This is a genomic window from Vibrio sp. Vb0888 (genome assembly GCF_033338835.1).
GTDB classification, from domain to species: domain Bacteria; phylum Pseudomonadota; class Gammaproteobacteria; order Enterobacterales; family Vibrionaceae; genus Vibrio; species Vibrio alginolyticus.
This window is the reverse complement of sequence record NZ_JAWOTL010000010.1, coordinates 34,024-52,148: the sequence shown is the minus strand read 5'-3', so window position 1 is coordinate 52,148 and position 18,125 is coordinate 34,024. Positions and strand designations below refer to the sequence as shown.

General features: G+C 44.0%; 17 protein-coding genes and 1 pseudogene. 7 read left to right on the top strand and 11 right to left on the bottom strand.

Features of this window, described 5'->3' with window-relative positions:
* Nucleotides 1–52: 52 nt before the first annotated feature.
* The 3 genes from R7P72_RS14975 to R7P72_RS14965 all read right to left on the bottom strand — a co-directional run bounded on the left by R7P72_RS14975 (nucleotide 53) and on the right by R7P72_RS14965 (nucleotide 2,330).
* A complete protein-coding gene (locus R7P72_RS14975) occupies nucleotides 53–523 on the bottom strand; it encodes a Fur family transcriptional regulator (RefSeq protein WP_017821073.1) in 471 nt (156 codons plus the stop codon).
* A 4-nt stretch (nucleotides 524–527) separates the two neighbouring features.
* A complete protein-coding gene (locus R7P72_RS14970) occupies nucleotides 528–1,196 on the bottom strand; it encodes a DUF1826 domain-containing protein (protein ID WP_025767648.1) in 669 nt (222 codons plus the stop codon).
* Between the two features lie 339 nt (nucleotides 1,197–1,535).
* Nucleotides 1,536–2,330, bottom strand: a complete 795-nt coding sequence (locus R7P72_RS14965) for an AraC family transcriptional regulator (protein WP_053307803.1) — start codon at nucleotides 2,328–2,330, stop codon at nucleotides 1,536–1,538.
* Between the two features lie 122 nt (nucleotides 2,331–2,452).
* Here R7P72_RS14965 and R7P72_RS14960 point away from each other — a divergent pair, with 122 nt between their 5' ends.
* Nucleotides 2,453–3,259, top strand: a complete 807-nt coding sequence (locus R7P72_RS14960) for a sulfite exporter TauE/SafE family protein (RefSeq protein WP_213906898.1) — start codon at nucleotides 2,453–2,455, stop codon at nucleotides 3,257–3,259.
* A 123-nt stretch (nucleotides 3,260–3,382) separates the two neighbouring features.
* Here R7P72_RS14960 and R7P72_RS14955 read toward each other — a convergent pair whose 3' ends face one another.
* The 4 genes from R7P72_RS14955 to R7P72_RS14940 all read right to left on the bottom strand — a co-directional run bounded on the left by R7P72_RS14955 (nucleotide 3,383) and on the right by R7P72_RS14940 (nucleotide 7,237).
* Nucleotides 3,383–4,402, bottom strand: a complete 1,020-nt coding sequence (locus R7P72_RS14955; RefSeq protein WP_062730946.1) for an alpha/beta hydrolase family protein — start codon at nucleotides 4,400–4,402, stop codon at nucleotides 3,383–3,385.
* A 401-nt stretch (nucleotides 4,403–4,803) separates the two neighbouring features.
* Nucleotides 4,804–5,106, bottom strand: a complete 303-nt coding sequence (locus R7P72_RS14950) for a hypothetical protein (RefSeq protein ID WP_005375707.1) — start codon at nucleotides 5,104–5,106, stop codon at nucleotides 4,804–4,806.
* 205 nt (nucleotides 5,107–5,311) lie between these two features.
* Nucleotides 5,312–6,250, bottom strand: a complete 939-nt coding sequence (locus R7P72_RS14945) for an alpha/beta hydrolase (RefSeq protein ID WP_005375705.1) — start codon at nucleotides 6,248–6,250, stop codon at nucleotides 5,312–5,314.
* A 72-nt stretch (nucleotides 6,251–6,322) separates the two neighbouring features.
* Complete coding sequence (locus R7P72_RS14940; RefSeq protein ID WP_017821078.1) at nucleotides 6,323–7,237, bottom strand: alpha/beta hydrolase; 915 nt, start codon at nucleotides 7,235–7,237, stop codon at nucleotides 6,323–6,325.
* 128 nt (nucleotides 7,238–7,365) lie between these two features.
* Here R7P72_RS14940 and R7P72_RS14935 point away from each other — a divergent pair, with 128 nt between their 5' ends.
* Entirely contained in the window at nucleotides 7,366–8,295 is a 930-nt protein-coding gene (locus tag R7P72_RS14935) for a LysR family transcriptional regulator (RefSeq protein ID WP_017821079.1), read from the top strand.
* A 69-nt stretch (nucleotides 8,296–8,364) separates the two neighbouring features.
* Here R7P72_RS14935 and R7P72_RS14930 read toward each other — a convergent pair whose 3' ends face one another.
* A complete protein-coding gene (locus R7P72_RS14930) occupies nucleotides 8,365–9,558 on the bottom strand; it encodes an acetate/propionate family kinase (RefSeq protein ID WP_017821080.1) in 1,194 nt (397 codons plus the stop codon).
* 468 nt (nucleotides 9,559–10,026) lie between these two features.
* Here R7P72_RS14930 and R7P72_RS26370 point away from each other — a divergent pair, with 468 nt between their 5' ends.
* Nucleotides 10,027–10,257: a hypothetical protein gene (locus R7P72_RS26370; RefSeq protein WP_224721257.1), complete on the top strand. Its 231-nt coding sequence runs from the start codon at nucleotides 10,027–10,029 to the stop codon at nucleotides 10,255–10,257.
* 71 nt (nucleotides 10,258–10,328) lie between these two features.
* A pseudogene (locus tag R7P72_RS26365) lies at nucleotides 10,329–10,572 on the top strand (EAL domain-containing protein); the annotation flags it as partial.
* 72 nt (nucleotides 10,573–10,644) lie between these two features.
* On the opposite strand, the gene R7P72_RS14920 reads toward R7P72_RS26365, so the two are convergent.
* The gene (locus R7P72_RS14920) at nucleotides 10,645–12,576 is read right to left on the bottom strand and encodes a DEAD/DEAH box helicase (RefSeq protein WP_005375680.1); all 1,932 of its coding nucleotides are present in this window, start codon (nucleotides 12,574–12,576) and stop codon (nucleotides 10,645–10,647) included.
* A gap of 413 nt (nucleotides 12,577–12,989) precedes the next feature.
* On the opposite strand from R7P72_RS14920, the gene rnb reads away from it, so the two are divergent.
* On the top strand, nucleotides 12,990–14,993 hold the full coding sequence (rnb, locus tag R7P72_RS14915; RefSeq protein ID WP_053350659.1) for an exoribonuclease II: 2,004 nt from the start codon (nucleotides 12,990–12,992) through the stop codon (nucleotides 14,991–14,993).
* A gap of 71 nt (nucleotides 14,994–15,064) precedes the next feature.
* Nucleotides 15,065–15,874: a helix-turn-helix transcriptional regulator gene (locus R7P72_RS14910; RefSeq protein ID WP_053307810.1), complete on the top strand. Its 810-nt coding sequence runs from the start codon at nucleotides 15,065–15,067 to the stop codon at nucleotides 15,872–15,874.
* A gap of 33 nt (nucleotides 15,875–15,907) precedes the next feature.
* Here the strand turns inward: R7P72_RS14910 and R7P72_RS14905 are convergent, their stop codons facing one another.
* Complete coding sequence (locus R7P72_RS14905) at nucleotides 15,908–16,261, bottom strand: DUF3024 domain-containing protein (protein WP_017635751.1); 354 nt, start codon at nucleotides 16,259–16,261, stop codon at nucleotides 15,908–15,910.
* Nucleotides 16,262–16,527: 266 nt separating this feature from the next.
* Between R7P72_RS14905 and R7P72_RS14900 the strand changes: the two genes are divergently transcribed.
* The gene (locus tag R7P72_RS14900; RefSeq protein ID WP_005375668.1) at nucleotides 16,528–17,352 is read left to right on the top strand and encodes a phosphate ABC transporter substrate-binding protein; all 825 of its coding nucleotides are present in this window, start codon (nucleotides 16,528–16,530) and stop codon (nucleotides 17,350–17,352) included.
* Between the two features lie 63 nt (nucleotides 17,353–17,415).
* Here the strand turns inward: R7P72_RS14900 and R7P72_RS14895 are convergent, their stop codons facing one another.
* On the bottom strand, nucleotides 17,416–18,096 hold the full coding sequence (locus tag R7P72_RS14895; RefSeq protein WP_005375670.1) for a MaoC family dehydratase: 681 nt from the start codon (nucleotides 18,094–18,096) through the stop codon (nucleotides 17,416–17,418).
* Nucleotides 18,097–18,125: the final 29 nt, after the last annotated feature.

The window sequence follows — 18,125 nt, the reverse complement described above, 5'->3', positions numbered from 1 at the left end:
GGCCAATACTCGGTCACCTTGTGAAGCTATAAGGGGAGATCGTGTGTCTGCCTCATAGGGGGCGGTTTGCGCATTCATCGCAAACACAGGAAATCTCAAATTGTGGGCTAAGAACGGTGAAGCCTTCTTGTATGGCTTTCGCACATACGCTAGAAATAACATTGGCTTCAACCGCTATTTCACTAACCTTTCCACACTGAGAGCAAATCAAAAACTGTGGAACGCCATGCTCCTGATCGCACGCGATTTGAGAACAAACGACGTATTTACTAGATGTATTGAGCTTATGGACAAAGTGCTCTGCTTCAAGGAAATCTAGTATTCGATAAACCGACATCGCTTGAATGTTTTGAGAAAAGTTGTGATTGCAGTAGTCAACTAGTTCGTAGGCAGAAAGCGGCTTCTCCGCATATAGTAGTGAAGTCAGTATCAATTTCCGTTTAGTAGTAAGTTGTTTACCTCGCAGCAGGCAGATTTTCTCTACCTGCTTCATGACGTCATCTACCGTTTTGAGCTTTCTCATATCTCTAGATGAAATCCAATGTGAGTAGTAAGCGACGTTCATTGTCTGCAACATGTGGAGAGCGATGTATAAGTCCAGTGGCTTCATTGCCTTCCCAACCACTTCCTTTGAGCAGGGCAACATCGCCAGGCTGCATTCGTCGTATTGCACTTTCAGAGTCGTATAATCCCGATAGGTGATCAGGTTGACCAAGACTACCGGCACCGAGTTTAGTGCGATCAATGGTATCGTTGGTTAACCATTCGGTCGCTCGGCCGGTATAAGTTATGACAAGTCTGCAAGGCACACGATCAAAGTGAAATTTCGGGCACATCGGGCTGTCTAGGCGAGTTAGCCTCAAACCTGCTTCTTTAACCTCAAACAAACAGCAGAACATATCGACGATTAAAGCAACATCTTCACTCAGCGCATCAGCACACGCATAGCCCTCTAACTTGCTTCGTACCCATTGTGCAGCATCATCTGGCGTGACACTTTGTACCAGTGCCAATCTAGGCTCCTGAGCCAGCATCAAATTAATGTCCTTCGTCAACTCTTTCGAGAGCGTTCGCTGCCATATGGCAATATTGTGCTCTGGTTTGTAGATGTCGCTAAGTATGTTCGCTGATGTCGATATCGCCAACGATGATGTTGTTTGGACACGAAGCGGGTTCTCAACTACATCAATGCTCATATATCTTCCTCCCAAGCGTTAAAAAGGTCAGGTAAAGGTTTTAATAACGTTGATTTTCTAGGGCTATGAGACCTAGTAATCGTTACGATTTCGCTCTAGTTCACGGACATATTGACACAGTCCCACCCCATGTAGAGTCAAGTCAGACAACGCTTGTGAAGAAATCAACGTTTACTCTCTCTCAATAGGAGACTACTGGTTGTGAGATCAATTCTTTAAACAACAAATTGTAGAGCCCCAAACAAAGCAATGTTATAACATAACAATTAATCTTTTCAATATTTACCTTTTTTGATTAAAAATAATTAGGGGAACATCATGAGCATGCGAGCACGGAAATTATATTCCGCGATTAGAAAAGTAACGCGTAGGTGAATCGCCATAGACCCGACGAAACATCGCGATAAAGTTGCTGGGCGTCGAATAACCCAAAGCATGTGCAACCGTTCCTACAGATTCCCCTCGAGCTATCATTTCTAATGAATGTATTAGCAGTACTTGTTGCCGCCATTCACTAAAACTCATGTTTAACTCACTTCGAATCAATCGTCTTAACGTCCGAGATGAGACTGCCCCAATATTGGCCCAATGCTCTACAGAATGCTTGCTGTTTGGGTCTATTAAAATTGCTTGAGTAACTTTTTGCAGTCTCGGATCTCTGGGCAGTGGGATGTGGAGTGACTCATGAGGGCTATTGACGATTTCATCGGATATTACGGCGAGAATACGTAAAGACTGTATGGATAGATCGTCTGTTTTGCTCCATATCGATGCTCTAACCGATAGGGCTTTCAACACATCGCTCATTTGGATAACACAAGGTCTCATTGGAAACCGCTCACAACTCTCTGGAGTAAACAGTAATGAACGACCTTTCAGAGAACCACAAAAATAAACACTGTGCATCGAACCCGGGGGGATCCAACCAGCTCGGTGAGGTGGTAGTATCCACGTTCCTTCATCGGTTTTGACCTGAATTAGCCCTTCATCTATACACAGTAACTGGCCTCGATGATGACTGTGCCAATTATGTGGCCGTTGATCCAAATGGTTGAAGTCGCTCCTTTCATGCTGCCACTCCTTAACGATCAGTGCGGCGCCATTTTTCCATTCGCTGTAATCAGAGTTTGTCACTTTATTTACTCAATTCCATTTTGGCCATTATTCATTATTTTCTGTCCTCTTAACGTTACCATAGCAAGTTAGCGTTCGAGTAACATTTTAGCAACGACCATTTTATCGAAGGCAGAACCATCATGAACGAACCTATCTTTATTATCTATTACATTACGGCAGGCTTGGGCATTGGCTTTCTCGCAGGACTCGTTGGTGTGGGTGGTGGTGGAATGGCCGTCCCTATTTTTGCGTTTCTATTTTCACTACAGGGAATAGCTGATACGGAAGTAGTGCATCTTGCGTTGGGGACATCAATGGCTTCGATGATTATTACAACATTGGGCAGCATGCGCGCTCACTACAAAAAAGAGAATGTAGACTCGACAATGGTAGTAAAAATGTTGAGCGGAGTTCTAGTCGGAACATTTTGCGCCACATTCGTAGCATCGTATCTACAAGGAGTCTATCTGGCAGGCTTTTTCAGCGTATTCATGTTGTATGTCGCTTATAAGATGTTCCTCAACACTGAAAATGAGTACAACCCTAACCCACATGGGGCTATCGGTAATATCACTGTAGGCTCGGTCATTGGCTCTGTATCAGCACTTGTCTCTATAAGCGGTGCGGGGTTGATCATCCCCTATCTTGTCCAGCAAAATTTTGAAGTAAAACGTGCTATTGGAACCTCTGCTGCGATAGGTTTCCCTATCGCGCTGTCAGGAAGCCTCGGTTACATGTTAAACGGATGGGAAAATACAGATTGGAACAACTTAGTCTTAGGATACATATACCTTCCTGCAATGCTCAGCTTCTCCATTAGTAGCTACTTAACTACTAGCCTCGGCGTGCGTTGTGCAGAGTATTTCCCAAATAAAGTTCTTAAGAAAATCGTTGGTATTTTGTGTGTTCTTCTAAGTTTCAAAATGTTGGTACAAGTACTTAGTTAGAGCAAATAACACGGTCACTAGTAGGCCTTGCACTATGGTGAAAGGATAAGCCTGCAAAAACTTACTTCTCGCTTTGCTGGTCCAAGCACACAATGTGTAAGAAAGCTCCTCATTGTTGCACTCTTATGACTTTGTTAACCTGGCCAGAATTACATCCAAAATGTGCTGATGATTGTCCTTTCTGGAAACCTCGTCACGCTCCTGGCAAAGTGCTTCCTCCCCTTCTGATGCGAGAATTTTAATGCCACGCTCAGTACATTCTGCGAACGCACTAAACTGACTCGCACTGGGGATCTCTTGAAATGTTACATTGGGAAGAGCAACAAGTGATTCGGCTGGTGTCAGTGCGGGATATAGCCGATCAGAGAGCGCCACCACGGTGATAGCATTGTTCATCAAGGCCAGAGTTTCAGGGACAAAAGTTTTCGTTAGCTCAGGGTTGATAACGACGACCGATTTCAGTTTGTTTTCAGACTGAAATCGGGGAAATTTTTGATCCGGGATGCTGGTAATATCAACGTTATTTTCACGTAACCAATGACAGTCTACATTGGTGGCGTTGTGACACGATGTTCGATATTTCTCCGGGCTTATTTGCGCTCCGGAGAGCATCAGCATAGATGTGCCGCCCAGAAAAAAGCCGACCCCCTGCACTGCATCAGTATCTACGCCTCCGGACAGTATCCCGACCGAACTTAATTCGTTCAGCCCAAGCACCAAATCACTGGTTCTGAATGTGATTTCATCGACAGCCATTTCTGCATTGATTTCGTTCGGTGCAGGAGGCTTTGGTACCACAACGACATAACCTTGTTGCGCCAGGCTCGAGGCTATCCAACCACTGTGGGAAAACGCTGACCGTGTTCCGCCCTGCGACAAAAGCACAACGGGAAATTTTCCACTTGCTAAAGGGGCATCTAACTGCGTTTCGACTGATTTAAAAATGTTCCCCCTACCAAACGTGAAATTGTTTTTTTCGTTCGTTGTGGGATACCAATAATAGACTTCTACTGGCTTATCTCTGTCTTCACTGAATCCCGTTTTGATTGTTAGCGCAGAATGGTATTTCGGCTCATTCGTACTGGCGCTGGCACTGACACACAATGTAGCGAGTAGAAACGACATTATTATTTTGGTTTTCATTTTTCCCTCAGCCGGTCAACACATTATTCTGCACGGCATCTAGAAAAATAACGCGCAGGAGATTCTCCATATATTTTGCGAAACATAGCAATTAAGCTATTCATAGTCGAGGTAACCCAAAGAAAATGATAGACCGCTCCAGCTAGAGCCTTTCTTTTCAATAATTTTCTGCGGATATCCACCATGCAGAAGTTTGTACTTTACTCATTGTAAACGACTAATCATGGCCTCTTAAGGCAACATTAGAAAACCAACCGTATTCACAATCCATAACTCCATAACTCATAGTTACACCGATGTATATCTAAGTGAGCTGAAGCTTCATTGCCCATCCAGTGCCCTTTGCATTTTTATAGCAAGGTAGCCAAGCACCATTTTATTACGGACCATTGCTGCCTGCGCTAATGCTTTTGTTTTGTATCGTAACTGATTTGCTTACTGACGTTCTTTAGTTGCACTCCTACCTTATTAAATGCCTTTTGAATAGTTGTGGAAACATGCTGGCGGCCCTCTCCTTCAAAAAAGTTAGCTCGATCTTGCTTCGTTTCGAATACACAGACTATTTCTAAACTTTGTGGAAAAGAAGAGAATTTGACGGTATGAGTCACCCAAAGAAAGCCATCGTAGCCTTTTAGCGTATCTTCACAAACTTCGGTCAACACTTCTCTAATTAGATTCTCGACCTTCTTATCTGATTTGCGCATGAATTAAACTGCCTTCCTATCTAACGCCTTTAATTAGGTCTCAGTCTACATTGTCTTAAACAGTATTTGGCAGTGGTATTTAGTCAATAGCCTGTAGATGAGGTTATTCGCACGAAGATTTACCGACCTACTCGCTTCGAACTACATCTTACGCTGTTAAAAATAAGCGCTTTGCAACTCTACAAAACGCTTCTAACTTATTAGATTATTTTAAGTGTGTTTCAAGGAATGCAGAAACCTTGTCCATTGCAATGCCGACTGCTTCTGGATGGTCATACAGTTCATAGTGAGACCAATTTTCCAAATTAACCAGCTGTCGGTCTTTTGATTGAACAGAGCGGCCATAAATTTCCTGCCCATCACGATAAGCACCAAACGCCCCGACTTTTTGCCCTACCACGGCCATAACAGGCTGAGTCAATAACGTTTCGGCAAATGCAAAGGCATCCCAGCTCAGTGTTTTCTGTGCATGTGAAAACAGCATACGAGTTGCACCACCTTCGGTTTGTCCACGTGATGTTTTGTAGTATTCAGTAGCTTCGAACACGTCTCGTTCTGTTAATCCATTTTCTTTTGCAAATTCAATATTTGGAGGAAGAAGTTCATCGATTTTCAGCTCTGAGCCGCGAGCTTCGGCTGTTCTCTGTGCAGCCATAGCTTCAAGATTGGCGATAGGGTCGTACATACTAAAGCCTTCACGGAACAAGCGGCCTAAGTTAACAGGCGTAATACCTACGACAGCTTTCAAGCGCTTTTCGGTTAGGGCTGAATTGATCATGTAACCACCACCGCCGCAGATACCGAGTCCACCAATTCTATTCTCATCGACATATGGTAAAGTTACTGCATAGTCGATAACGCGACTGATATCTTCAACACGTTGACTTGGGTCTTCTACGTAGCGAGGCAATCCTCCCGATTCTCCTTGGAAGCTCGCGTCAAATGCGATCACGACGTAACCTAACTCAGCAAGGGCTTTACCATAGACAGCGCTGGATGTTTGTTCTTTACAACTACCAAAAGGATGAACGCTTATCATTGTTGGGTAGCGTTTCGATTCATTGAAGCCTTCTGGAAATAAAATTAATGCAGACATATCCCAAGCCATATCAGCATTTCTAAAAGTGATTTTTTGCATATTCATAATCAATACCTTAAGAGTAAAAAGCCTTGAGAGCAGAAAGGCTCGAAGCAATTGAGCCTTTCATCGGGAATATTAAAGAGTGCGTTGGAAGAAAGATGCGAGTTGGGATACTGCGTCATCGACGTATTCGGCAACATCATAAAGCGACATATGGTTTGCACCATCAATGGCATACAAGGTTTTATCTGAACTCGCTGCACGTTCTATCAGGTCATCACTCATCCATTTGCTGCCTGCGTCACTACCAACGACAGCAAGAATTGGCTGAGTTAGGAATGCTTCCGCTTTGTGGTACGCATCGTAAGTAATGATCTGGTTTAAGTTACGAGTTAGAGCAAAACCCGGCGCATTTGGATGTTCACAACGTGGTGTGTGGTAATACTCCCAAGCTTCGCGTAGCTCTGCATTTGAGGCATCTTCTTCACGCATCGGAGCTAGAGGAATAGTCGCGAATTCTGTACCATTCGTGTCGGTTGTGCGAGCATTCGAACCAAATTCTAAGTAACCAACAGCGTCAGCATCGTTAACCGAATTATCCCAACCATTACGGAACATTTGGCCAATGTTTACGGCACTAACCATACCCAGTGCTTTGATTCGACGATCATTGATCGCTGCATTTGCACTATAGCCCGCACCAGCACAAATCCCCATTGCGCCAATTTTATCGTTATCGACGTACTCTAACGTTGTCAGATAGTCGACGACTGCGCTCACGTCTTCAGTACTCGTGTAAGGGTTTTCCATTTGGCGAGGCTCACCTGTACTTTCACCTTGATACGAACGGTCAAACGCAATGGCAATTATGCCGCTTTTTGCAAGTTTACTCGCATATAGGCCTGCGGTTTGCTCTTTTACGCCACCACCTGGGTGTGAAACAACAACCGCCGCATATTGTTTACTTGCATCAAAATCTGTAGGGAAGTTGATAACCGCTGAAATCTCAATACCTTGACCATTGAGATTTTTGAAAGTGACTTTAGACATAGCGACATTCTCCATTAGAGGTTAACTGTTCATCTCAGGCTGACCTAAGCTTCGAGGTAATATTAGTCAACACACTGTTTCGGATAAATATCGTTTTATCTACATGACTGTTTAGTTATACTTAACAAATGAGAATAGAACCTTCTTTAATTTCATCACTGACGTGGTTTGCACATATTGCTCGCCATCGCAGTTTCACTAAAGCAGCCTTAGAAATGGGGGTAACCCGTGCTGCCTTATCACAACACCTAAAAGCGTTAGAACAACAGCTACAAGTTCGGTTAATTAATCGAACCACCAGAAGTATGTCGCTGACGGAAGAAGGCCAACGTCTGCTTGATATTTTGCAACCTTCATTGGTGAACATTGAGCAGGTCGTTAACGAATTGAACGACTCTCATCTTGAGCCTTCGGGATTAATCCGTATCAGTGTATCAAGAACCGCTGCTCGGCTGCTTATTGAGCCCTATCTAGGTGAGTTCCTCTCTCGTTATCCTAAAATACGCCTAGAGCTAATCATGGATGATGGGTTTTCTAACATCGTCGCAGAAGGCGTTGACGCTGGCATTCGCTTAGGATTAAGCTTAGATGAACATATGGTTGCGATCCCTATTACTCCGCCGTTAACAACGGCAATAGTGAGCTCTCCTGAATACTTTAGGCAAAATGGACTACCTCAAACTCCTGAGGATTTAGAAGATCACAATTGCCTTGCTTATCGTTTTACCTCTAGCGGAACAATTGATCATTGGTCGCTAACCTCTCCAGATGTTGCAAAGCGCACCCTCGTTTTCGAGCCTAAAGGCAATGCTATTTTTAATGATGACTATAGTATGTTACAAGCTGCAATACAGGGTGTGGGTTTAGTGAAGCATATTGATTTATGGGTGGAAAAGCACATAAATGAGGGAAGATTGACCCGAGTTCTGACACCTTGGTGCAAAGAGTTTCCAGGGTTTTATTTGTATATACCTTCACGAGAGCATATGCCGAAAAAAATCCGCGTCTTGATGGATTTTTTAATCGAAAAGCGCGAAGCTCTGAAACCCAAAGAGTAATTGTCAAATTGCTTTAAGTAAAAAAAGCGAGCACGAGGCTCGCTTTTAACTTTCTGTTTTCGTTATATATTACAATAGCTCAACCGATTGTTTGGCTATCACAAATTCCTCGTTAGTAGGAATAACAAGAGCTTTGGCACCTAACAACTCAGATGTTGCAATAACACCTGCGTTACCAAATCTTGCATCTTCGTTACCTTTCTGATCTTCAACAAAACCTAACAGTTTTAGGTTTTTCAAGATTTCACGACGAATTGGTAGTGAGTTTTCACCAATACCACCAGTGAAGATGATGCCGTCTAATGAATCCAGAGCCGCGAGGTAGGATGTAATGTATTTCGCAACGCGGTAAGTGAAGATCTCAAATGCCAACTTCGCACGTGAATTCCCCGCTTCCATTGCTTCTAGTACGCCACGAGCATCACTTGTCACACCAGATACACCTAAGAAACCTGACTTCTTGTTCATCATCTCGAACACTTCGTCTTTTTCCCAGCCTTTACGGAAAAGGAACTCGATAACACTTGGGTCGAGGTCACCACAGCGAGTGCCCATCATTAGGCCAGCTAACGGCGTCAAACCCATACTTGTATCAACACATTCGCCATTTTTAACCGCACTCACTGATGCACCGTTACCTAAGTGCACAGTGATAAAGCTGCTTTCTTCAACCGGCTTATCTAGCATTTTCGCTGCTTCACGGCTTACGTAGTAGTGGCTTGTGCCATGAGCACCGTAACGACGCACTTTATGCTCTTCGTAAAGCTCGTAAGGAAGTGCGTACATAAAGGCTTTGGCTGGCATTGTTTGGTGGAAAGCAGTGTCGAATACAGCAAATTGAGGCAGTGAAGGGAACGCCGCCATTGCCGCTCTCATGCCTTCAGCGTTCGCTTTGTTATGAAGTGGTGCAAGTTCAGCAAGGCGCTCTACTTCTTGAATAACTGTTTCATCAACTTTCACAGTTCCTTTAAAGGTTTCACCGCCTGCGACAATGCGATGGCCTACAGCGACAAATTTTGAGCTCAAACCTAGAGTTTCGAGTAGTTTTACCACTCGCTCAACAGCGTACTGATGATGGTTACCGCCAGCTGGAATTGCTTCAACGGTTTTTTCTCCCTGATATTTCCAACTGATTTCAGCTTCAGGTAGGCCAAAACACTCACCAATACCTGATACCAAAGCTTCACCGGTTTCAGAATCAATAACAGCAAATTTTAATGAAGAGCTACCAGAGTTGATCACCAGTACAAACGAATTAGACATGAAATAGTTATCCTGTTGTAGAGCAGAGGTTGTAATAGCGCTTGTGCGCTGCGTACTTCTTGTTTGCCCCTCTATTATTCAATAATTTTTTAATCTTTCAACAATCTTTTAGTAAAAGCGATTTGATTGAACAAATTTTGTTGATCTGTAGCAAGTTTTGATTTTATTTGAAGACTAAAAAATATCACTTGTTAAACATAATTTATGAATAGGTCAATTTGTACAAAGTCAGATATATAAGCTACGTTGTTTATTGGGTGAACAAAAATAACAAACCAATCAATAAATCGGGGTAATAATGTGCCCACTATTGCATTTCTATTAGTGATCTTAGGTTTGATTTTGCTCTGCTGGGGATGGCAGATGACAAAAAACATCTGCTCGAAAACTGACGTAACCGGGTGGACTTTCCTATTATTGTTAATCAGCTGTTTCATTTTTGCTTATGCCGTTTTTTTGCACGCTATCATGCAAAAACCTATTACTTCTCTCTTAGAAACGGGGGTTTCTCTTATACTTTTTGGCGGCAGTATCTTTGTCGTGCTGGTGATTAAGTGGAGCAACGATTCGATATTAAAGCTTCATACTGTTGCTGAAAGAGAGAAGCGCAATGCCGTCCATGACGCTCTTACTGGGCTCCCTTATCGTAAATACTACTTTGAGTCTATCGAAGACATGACACAACCTGAAGGCCAATGACTGATTCAAATTATGAGATAACCTCAAAAACGTCGAAAGATTGATAATACGTTTCAAGGTAAGCTGGTTAATTTCTTTTCACAGCAAGCCGCACTGAAGGCTCCCGCTCTATCGTTGAGAACACGATTGCGCTAGCACATGGATTAGGGTATTCGGTCGTAGCAGAAGGCGTTCAAGACATGGACACACTGCATTTTTTGAGAAGTCGAGGCTGTGACATCATTCAGGGTTACTTGTTCTGCCCTGCCCTTAGACGAAGTAATAAGTTGGGTAAACAAACACGATGAAAAGCAAAACCGTATTAGACGCGCATAAAAAAGCCGAGCGCTTTGCTCGGCTTTCAATTCTTTTTGTAGCAACTTAAACCGTCGCTTTAATCACTCGTGATTATGCGTCTGTACGACGGCCACGACCGTGACCACGTTCACCACGATGTGCACCACGGTGATCACCACCACGGTTGCGATCGAAACGACGTTCGCCACCTTCACGATTACCATCGCGGTTGCCGTCACGGTTACCACGGAAACCACCTTCGCGACGACCGCCTTCACGACGATCACCACCACGATTGCCGCCTTCGCGGTTGCCACGGTAACCACCGCCATCACGACGACCACCATCGCGACGACCACCGTCACGGCGACCACCACGAGACTCGCGGAAATCATCGAAGTCACATACTACAGCACCAACATCTTGTTGACGGATACGTAGTTTGCTTAGCTTGTTCGCCGCGTCTGAAGTCATTGCTTTAGGTAGCTGTACGAATGTGTGACCTTGAGCTAGTTTGATCGCACCGATAGAACCTTTACCTAGACCTAGTTCGTTTGCTAGAGCGCCAACGATGTCTTTAACTTGAACGCCTTGCTCACGACCAACTTGAAGCTGGTAAGTATCCCAGTCTTGGTTGTTGAAGTTACGACCGCCGTCGCGACCACCTTCACGGCGCTCTTTACGACGTTGCTTGTCACGCTCAATTGCTTCAACCATTGGGTCTTCGCCAATATAGAACAGAGGACGTTTGCCTTGCTGACGCTTAAGAAGCATAGCAGCAAGTGTTGCAGGGTCGATGTCTAGAGAAGTTTGTAGTTTCTCTACCAACTCAGCAAATTTGTCTAGTGCTTTGTGCTCTTTCTCTGCTTCAAGCTCAGCGCCTAGCTTAGCTAGACGAGCTTCAGCAACTTGGTCACGTAGAGGAAGTTGGATTTCTTCCATAGATGACTTAGTTACACGCTCGATAGTGCGAAGCATACGAATTTGGTTAGTGCGAACTAGAAGGATCGCTTTACCTTTACGTCCAGCACGGCCAGTACGACCGATACGGTGGATGTATGACTCAACATCAAATGGGATGTCGTAGTTAAATACGTGCGTAATACGTGGAACGTCAAGACCACGAGCTACAACATCAGTTGCAACTAGGATGTCAATAACACCTTGTTTGATGTGATCAACAGTACGTTCACGTAGAGACTGAGGAATGTCACCGTGCAGTGCAGCTGCTTTGAAGCCACGTGCAGATAGCCAGTCAGCCAGACGCTCAGTATCTTGACGAGTACGTACGAATACGATTGACGCGTCAGTTTCTTCAGTTTCAAGAAGACGAGACATTGCTTCATCTTTCTCTACACCTTTCACTACCCAGAACTGTTGTTGAACTTTGTCTACAGTGTGGTTTTTACCAGCAACGTCAACCGTTACAGGGTCACGAAGGAAACGTTCAACGATCTTCTTCAGCATTGGAGGCATAGTTGCAGAAAACAGAACACGTTGTGCTGACTCTGGAGCGTGCTCCATGATCGCAGTTACGTCATCTACGAAACCCATGTTTAGCATTTCGTCTGCTTCATCAAGAACGAAAGTACTAACTTCGTCTAGGTGTAGACGTTCGCGATTGATAAGATCTTGAACACGGCCTGGAGTACCGACAACTACATGAGCGCCACTTTTAAGAGCACGCATTTGGTCGACAATAGATGCGCCACCGTAAATCTCTAGAACTTTCAAACCTTTGATGTTTTTACCAAGGTTTTTCATTTCCGCTGCAACCTGAATTGCCAGCTCACGAGTCGGAGCAAGTACAATCGCTTGCGGTTTGCGTTGGTTTAGATCGAGTTTGTTGAGAAGAGGCAGAGAGAACGCTGCTGTTTTACCTGTACCTGTTTGAGCTTTACCCAGCGCGTCAGCACCTTCCAATAGGTGTGGGATTGCCGCAGCCTGAATTGGAGTTGGTGACACGAAACCCATTCCGTCTAGAGCAGAAAGGATAGAATCATTCAGAGATAAATCACTGAATTGAATAACAGAATCTTGCATTGGGATCCTACTTAATTAAACAAAAAAACAGTCCCATATGCTCTTCCAATTCGATACTGATCCATCCAGATACTGATTCCATTCAGACGGGAACACAGCACAGTACACAACCGCGATAAGCCATTAGGGACGACTAAGGGAGGCGGATTATTCCTTAAAAGCATAAAAAAATCCAGAAAAAATTGAATTACATCACAATTTATTCTCAACAATGGTATTTTTAGCATATTTTTCCACCAACCCTACCATTCCCCGTAGATTCGCGTAACTCACAGATGAGAATTTCATCAATATTTAAGCCAATTTCTCGTGGTTAAATTGGCAAAATTCACGGCGAAATTACGCTCCACAGGTAGTAATAATAGCTCGCAATGATTATAGTGTGCCCAACTCCATAGGTAATTTAAGAAAAGATGTTTCAAGATAACCCACTACTCGCTCAGCTTAAGCAGCAAATCCAAGAAAACCTGCCTAAAAAAGAAGGCTCAATAAAAGCCACAGATAAAGGCTTTGGCTTTTTGGAAGTGGACAGTAAGACGAGCTTCTTCATCCCGCCTGCGTACATGAAAAAGTGCATGCACGGTGACAAAGTCATCGCCATTATCCGCACCGAAAATGAACGCGAAGTTGCAGAGCCACAAGAGCTGCTGGAACAAGCCGTGACTCGCTTTATTGGTCGAGTAAAAATGTTCAAAGGCAAGCTCAACGTAGCACCTGATCACCCACAGCTTAAAAAGCTATCTCTTAAAGCGAAACTAAAGAAAGGTCTAAAACCTGACGAGTTCGCCGAAGGTGATTGGGTTGTCGCACATCTTATTCGCCACCCTCTAAAAGGCGATAATTCTTTCTTCGTAGAAATTTCTGAAAAAATCACTGACGCGAATGATAAAATTGCGCCTTGGTGGGTAACGCTTGCTCAAAACGATCTACCAAACTCTGAGCCAGCAGGCATCGATAACTGGGAACTGAAAGACGACGCGGAGCTAGAACGCGTAGACATGACTCATGTTCCATTCGTCACTATCGACGGTGAATCGACTAAAGATATGGACGATGCGCTGTACGCGAAGAAAACCGTATCTGGCGATTTCGAACTCACCATCGCTATTGCGGACCCAACCGCCTACATCACACCTGAAGATGAAATGGATAAAGTAGCGCGTGAGCGTGGCTATACTATTTATCTTCCAGGCCGCAACATCCCGATGTTACCTCGTGATTTAGCGGACAACCTATGTTCTCTGATTGAAGGTGAAACCCGCCCTGCTATTTGCTGTACCGTAACGGTAAGTAAAGATGGTGTGATTGGCGACGATATTAAATTCTTCGCGGCAAACATCAAATCACATGCACGCCTAGCATACGATCACGTGTCTGATTGGTTAGAAAACGGCAGCTCTGAAGCATGGCAGCCATCTGAAGAGATCGCGACCATCGTTCGTGATCTTTATGAGTTCTCTCTTGCTCGCGCTGAATGGCGTGAGAAAAACGCAGTGGTCTTCCCTGATCGTCCTGACTACCGTTTTGAGCTCAGTGAAGATAACGATGTAATCGCTATCCACGCTGACATGCGCCGCAGTGCAAACCGCCTTGTTGAAGAATCCATGATTACCGCAAACATCTGTGCAGGTCGTACATTACGCGATAAATTTGAAACAGGTGTTTTCAATACGCATGCTGGTATCAAGAACGAGAAGATTGAAGAAGTGGTTCAACTTGTCAATCCAGAAGGCCAGTTGGAGTTCACAGCGGAGTCTATTGCTACACTAGAAGGCTTTGCTGCATTGCGCCGCTGGTTGGCTGCTCAAGAAACGTCTTACCTAGATAACCGTATTCGTAAGTTCCAAGCATACAGTGAAGTGGGTAATCAGCCTCTGCCTCATTACGCAATGGGTTTAGACATCTATGCAACTTGGACATCACCAATTCGTAAATACGGTGATATGATCAACCACCGTATGTTGAAGGCCGTCATCCTTGGTAAAGAACCCGTACAAAAACCAGATGACCAAGTAGGCGAAGAGCTAGCTCTACATCGTAAACATCATAAAATCGCTGAGCGAAATGTCTCAGATTGGCTATATGCACGCACGCTTGCTGATGAGCCGAGCAAGAAAACTTGTTTCACAGGTGAGATTTTCGATATTAATCGTGCAGGCGCACGTGTCCGACTTCTCGAAAATGGCGCAGCAGCCTTTATTCCTGGTGCACTAATTCTTGATAATAAAGAAAGAATTGAGTGCAATGGCGACAACGGTACCATCTCTATCGATAAAGAGGTCGTATACAAACTTGGGGATACATTGGAAATTGTCCTTACGGACGTAAACCAAGAAAACCGCAGTTTAGTTGCAAAGCCAACCCAGGTATTCGCTGAACAACCAGCAGCACAAACAGAACAGACTGTAAGTGAATAATACCGAATGAAGTTAAAAGGCGCTCTATTGAGCGCCTTTTTTATTTGTTATGTAAAACGATAAGAACGAGTATGCCGAACATTGAGATCATTCGCTTTAATCACTTCACTGCGCGCAAAAGTGAGCGTTACACTGCAACACATAATGGGTTATATATTGTTGAAGAAGGTGCCCTATTAGTTCATCAACCTAATGGTGAGCAATTTGAACTTAAAGCCGGAGATTTCACACTCTATAACTCCGCAGATCTGAGCAGTGCAGAAGCCGTCTCTAGTGACGGAGGCTTTAAAGCATTGGCTTTAGTCTTCAACCCAAATATATTCTGTGACTTTAAGAAAGCGCACCCGATGCTACGTTCCAAAACGGAAGAAAGGCGCTTCTATCCTTTTTCAACGCAATCCAGTAGCGAAGTAGCACAATTGAAGGACATGTTGGTTAAGTTAGCGAGTCGCAACGCTCCAGACTACACACAAAGCCATATCGCAATGGCATTGCTGTCGTTGATGGTTGAGGTAGAGCCAAACATCCTATCTATCATAGATGATGCAAGTAGCCTGAGCGACTCTCAAAAAGCCATTAAGTACATTGAGGGTAATATTGAAAAAGACATCACGCTAGAAGGCTTAGCGGCTCATATGAGCATGTCCATCGCGACCTTAAAACGTCGCCTCGCCGCAGATGATCTTTCGTTTTCTCAGATATTAAAGGTGAAACGGATAAACTTCGCAGCAACCCAACTGCGCAAGTCAGAAAAATCAATAACAGAAATAGCGTTTGAGTCTGGTTTTAAAAGTGCAGCGCATTTCAGTACAGCATTTAAATCCGTTTACAACATGACCCCCAAAGACTTTAGAAACCAAGTCGTTAAGCCTAAAGTATAAATCATGTCGGCATTCGCATCCGTTGGGCTCACCCTATTCCCAAAAACACGCTTGAGGATCACGCTCCAATTCGTTGAGTAAGTCCTCAAGCATTCGGCTAAATGGAAGTGGCTTATAAGGCACCCACCTTAACAGCTCGTTGTGATATGTGGGAACATAGAAATACCAAAGTTGGTTGTCCTCATCAAACATGATCTTCGCGACGGGAGAAGTATACTCGCTATGCTGGGAGTCGAGGAGAAAATGCGCCCGATGAAGCTCAACGCCATTTTCTACTAGCTCATAGAGGCACTTGCCCTGTTCGACAGGCAAGTTAGCATTACGCGCAGAGCAGAGCGATTGAACTGATTTGTATAAACGACTTGTCGCCATTTGGGACACTGACATCAACGTTCTCCCGATGGATGATAGTTAGAGCTGTCGATCCTAGTATATAACCTTTACATCATCACCGATGGTAGTTATCTACCTAACTCAAGTATAAGATAGCTATATTATCATTTGCCCAGATTATCATCTCAGTCCACTTGGAAACGCTAGCTCCATCACCTCTTGACTAGAAATAATTCCCCTGTTTAGCGCTAACAGTTCACAAAAGTGTAACCTGAACGCAATATCATAAACTCTGCTTTATCCCGTATATGGAGTTTAATATGTTACGTTTTACTGTGGCGACGTTGTTGGCCATAGCAGTCTCCCTCCCTACCATTGCAAAAGAAATCAACATCTCGGGTTCAACTTCGGTTGCTCGTGTGATGGATGTACTTGCTGAGGAATACAACAAAACACACCCAGACGATTACGTTGCTGTTCAGGGCATTGGTTCGAGTGCTGGTATCACCATGGTCAATAAAGGAGTAGCCGAAATAGGCATGAGCTCTCGCTATCTGACTGAAAGCGAAAAAGGTGAAGATCTCAATGTATACCCTATCGCTTATGATGGCCTCGCTGTTGTTGTAAACCGTACCAACTCTGTAGAAAACCTTTCTCAGCAACAGCTGTTTGATATTTACAAAGGTAAGATTAAGAATTGGAAAGAGGTCGGGGGCGCAGATCAGCCTATCGCGGTGGTTACTAGAGAAGCGTCTTCAGGTTCACGTTACAGCTTCGAAAGCTTGCTGGGACTGACCAAAATCGTTAATGATCGCCTTGTCTCGGATATCAGCCTAAACAACTTGGTTGTAAACAGCAACAGCATGGTAAAAACCATTGTTAACCATAACACTCGCGCCATTGGTTTTATCTCTGTAGGGTCAGTAGATCGCTCGATCAAGGCGATTCAGTTAGATGGTATTGACCCAACCTCGACAAACATTAGCAATCATAAGTACAAGTTGGCGCGACCATTCCTAGTGCTATACAAAGTAGATAAGATTAGCGATGCAGGTAAAGGTTTTATCGCTTTCCTTCGTTCAGAGCAGGGACAAAAAGCGATTGCAGATTACGGTTATACGCCAGTAAAAAACTTTAATCAGTAAAAATGAAAAAGAGAGCACCCTGATGCTCTCTTTTACTATGTCGTGTTCTATCCGGTTTCGGAATTAGAAATGCAGTTGAATTACAGAGACCACAACCGCACCAGGTCGACGAATACCTTCAATTTCCACTTTAATTTCGCGCTCAATCTCCAAACCTTTTTTGATTGGCGTTACTTTTGTTAACGTGCTGACTGCACGAACATTATTGCCTGCTTTGACAGGGTAAGGGAAACGGACTTGGTTTAAACCCAAGTTAACTACCATTTTAGCTGTTGGGAACATTGGCTTGTCTGGATCGACTGAATCCGTCAGTTTAGGCAGCAATGCTAATGTTAAAAAGCCATGAGCGATAGTTGTCTTAAATGGAGATTCAGTTGAAGCACGCTCTGGATCAGTATGAATCCATTGCATGTCTTCCGTTACCGCACCAAATTGGTTAATACGTTCTTGAGACACATGAACCCAATCACCAGTGTGAATAACTTCGCCAATTTTTTCACTTAACTCGTCATAAAGCTTTTGAGCCTCAGGTGCCATTACGATCGGTGCAGGTTGAGGTGCAACTTCTTCGTTGACGGCTGGCTGCTGGTGATCACGAACTTTTGAGAAAAGAAAGCTATTTTGAGCTTTCCCCAAAAAGTCACTCCAATAATCGCGTAACGTTGGAGACATCCAATTCATAAACTCGGATTGATGAGCAGAAATCGCATCAACTTTGTCTTTAAATAGATTTGTGACCTTCATAAACACCCTTAAGAATTCTAAGCACAACT

Bases quoted from the DNA above. Each gene is read 5' to 3' on its own strand.
- R7P72_RS14975 (WP_017821073.1), bottom strand. From the start codon at position 523: ATGAGAAAGCTCAAAACGGTAGATGACGTCATGAAGCAGGTAGAGAAA.
- R7P72_RS14970 (WP_025767648.1), bottom strand. From the start codon at position 1,196: ATGAGCATTGATGTAGTTGAGAACCCGCTTCGTGTCCAAACAACATCA.
- R7P72_RS14960 (WP_213906898.1), top strand. From the start codon at position 2,453: ATGAACGAACCTATCTTTATTATCTATTACATTACGGCAGGCTTGGGC.
- R7P72_RS14955 (WP_062730946.1), bottom strand. From the start codon at position 4,402: ATGAAAACCAAAATAATAATGTCGTTTCTACTCGCTACATTGTGTGTC.
- R7P72_RS14950 (WP_005375707.1), bottom strand. From the start codon at position 5,106: ATGCGCAAATCAGATAAGAAGGTCGAGAATCTAATTAGAGAAGTGTTG.
- R7P72_RS14945 (WP_005375705.1), bottom strand. From the start codon at position 6,250: ATGAATATGCAAAAAATCACTTTTAGAAATGCTGATATGGCTTGGGAT.
- R7P72_RS14940 (WP_017821078.1), bottom strand. From the start codon at position 7,237: ATGTCTAAAGTCACTTTCAAAAATCTCAATGGTCAAGGTATTGAGATT.
- R7P72_RS14935 (WP_017821079.1), top strand. From the start codon at position 7,366: ATGAGAATAGAACCTTCTTTAATTTCATCACTGACGTGGTTTGCACAT.
- R7P72_RS14930 (WP_017821080.1), bottom strand. From the start codon at position 9,558: ATGTCTAATTCGTTTGTACTGGTGATCAACTCTGGTAGCTCTTCATTA.
- R7P72_RS26370 (WP_224721257.1), top strand. From the start codon at position 10,027: ATGCAAAAACCTATTACTTCTCTCTTAGAAACGGGGGTTTCTCTTATA.
- R7P72_RS14920 (WP_005375680.1), bottom strand. From the start codon at position 12,576: ATGCAAGATTCTGTTATTCAATTCAGTGATTTATCTCTGAATGATTCT.
- rnb (WP_053350659.1), top strand. From the start codon at position 12,990: ATGTTTCAAGATAACCCACTACTCGCTCAGCTTAAGCAGCAAATCCAA.
- R7P72_RS14910 (WP_053307810.1), top strand. From the start codon at position 15,065: ATGCCGAACATTGAGATCATTCGCTTTAATCACTTCACTGCGCGCAAA.
- R7P72_RS14905 (WP_017635751.1), bottom strand. From the start codon at position 16,261: ATGTCAGTGTCCCAAATGGCGACAAGTCGTTTATACAAATCAGTTCAA.
- R7P72_RS14900 (WP_005375668.1), top strand. From the start codon at position 16,528: ATGTTACGTTTTACTGTGGCGACGTTGTTGGCCATAGCAGTCTCCCTC.
- R7P72_RS14895 (WP_005375670.1), bottom strand. From the start codon at position 18,096: ATGAAGGTCACAAATCTATTTAAAGACAAAGTTGATGCGATTTCTGCT.